This window comes from Roseateles sp. P5_E11 (assembly GCF_054049355.1).
The window spans coordinates 1-1,334 of record NZ_JBFUMO010000975.1 but is presented as its reverse complement, the minus strand read 5'-3'; the positions used below and the strand labels follow the sequence as shown (position 1 = coordinate 1,334).

The window sequence follows — 1,334 nt, the reverse complement described above, 5'->3', positions numbered from 1 at the left end:
TGTTCTGGGTCTTCCTGCTCGGCCGTGCGCTGTGGCCGGCGCTCAAGCGGCCTTCGGAAACCCGCGGCCTCATCGCCATGGTCTTCCTGTCGGCGACCTGCATCGGCGGTTTCTACGCGAGCTCGCTGACCTGGGGCCAGCACACCCACTACTCGATGGTCGAGTACTGGCGCTGGTGGCTGGTGCACCTGTGGGTCGAGGGCTTCTTCGAGGTCTTCGCCACGGCCGTCGTCGCGCTGATCTTCACCAACCTGGGCCTGGTGCGCCCCGCTTCTGCCAACCGCGCCATCGTCGCGGAGACCATCGTCTTCCTGTTCGGCGGCATCCTGGGCACGTTGCACCACCTGTACTGGACGGGCACGCCCACATCGGTCATTGCGGTCGGCTCAGTGTTCTCCGCGCTGGAGGTGGTGCCGCTGACGCTGATCGGCCTGGAAGCGCTGCAGACCTATCGCCGCGCCAAGGGCGTGGCCTGGCTGGGCGCCTACAAGTGGGTCATCCTGTCCTTCGTCGCCGTGGGCTTCTGGAACACGGTGGGCGCCGGCCTGTTGGGCTTCGCCATCAACCCGCCGGCCTCGCTGTACTACGTGCAGGGCCTGAACATGACGGCGGCCCACGGCCACGCGGCGCTGTTCGGCGTCTACGGCATGCTGGGCATCGGCCTGATGCTGTTCTGCCTGCGCGGGCTGTACGACAGGGCGCTGCATGCCGACCGATTCCTCAAGCCCGCCTTCTGGAGCCTGAACATCGGCCTGGCGATGATGGTCTTCCTGTCGCTGCTGCCGGCTGGCATCTACCAGGCCTACCAGAGCATCACGAAGGGCCTGTGGTACGCCCGCTCGCCGGAGGTCATCCACTCCAAGGTGATGGAGACGCTGGTGTGGCTGCGTGTGCCGGGTGACATCGTGTTCGCCGCGGGCAGCGTCTTCCTGGCCGTGTATGCGCTGTACCTGCTGCGCCGCCCCGCGGCGGACCGCCTGCCTGCAGGCGCCGCCCCGGCCCGTGGGCGCTGAAAGGATTGAAAGATGAGACTCACCGCCTTCACCGACTACAGCCTGCGCGTGCTGATGTTCCTGGCCGCCGAGCCCGACCGGCGGGCCACGGTGGGCGAGATCTGCGCGGCCTTCGACGTGAAGGCCAACCACCTCACCAAGGTCGTGCACCACCTGGCCAAGCGCGGCTGGGTGAGCACCGTGCGCGGCAAGGGCGGCGGCCTCACGCTGGCCCGGCCGGCGGCGCAGATCCGCATCGGCGAGGTGGTGCGTGACACCGAGGGCCAGGCCCTGCCGGCCGAGTGCTTCTCGGCCGAGGCCAGCCATTGCGCCATCGTCAGC

The 1,334-nt window shown here is 68.4% G+C and carries 2 protein-coding genes; both read left to right on the top strand.

Features of this window, described 5'->3' with window-relative positions; genetic code table 11:
• A partial coding sequence (locus tag ACXJKR_RS32650; protein WP_457326397.1) for a cbb3-type cytochrome c oxidase subunit I occupies positions 1 to 1,013 on the top strand: 1,013 nt, incomplete at its 5' end.
• Positions 1,014 to 1,025: 12 nt separating this feature from the next.
• On the top strand, positions 1,026 to 1,334 hold a 309-nt coding region (locus tag ACXJKR_RS32645; protein ID WP_457326396.1), incomplete at its 3' end, for an RrF2 family transcriptional regulator.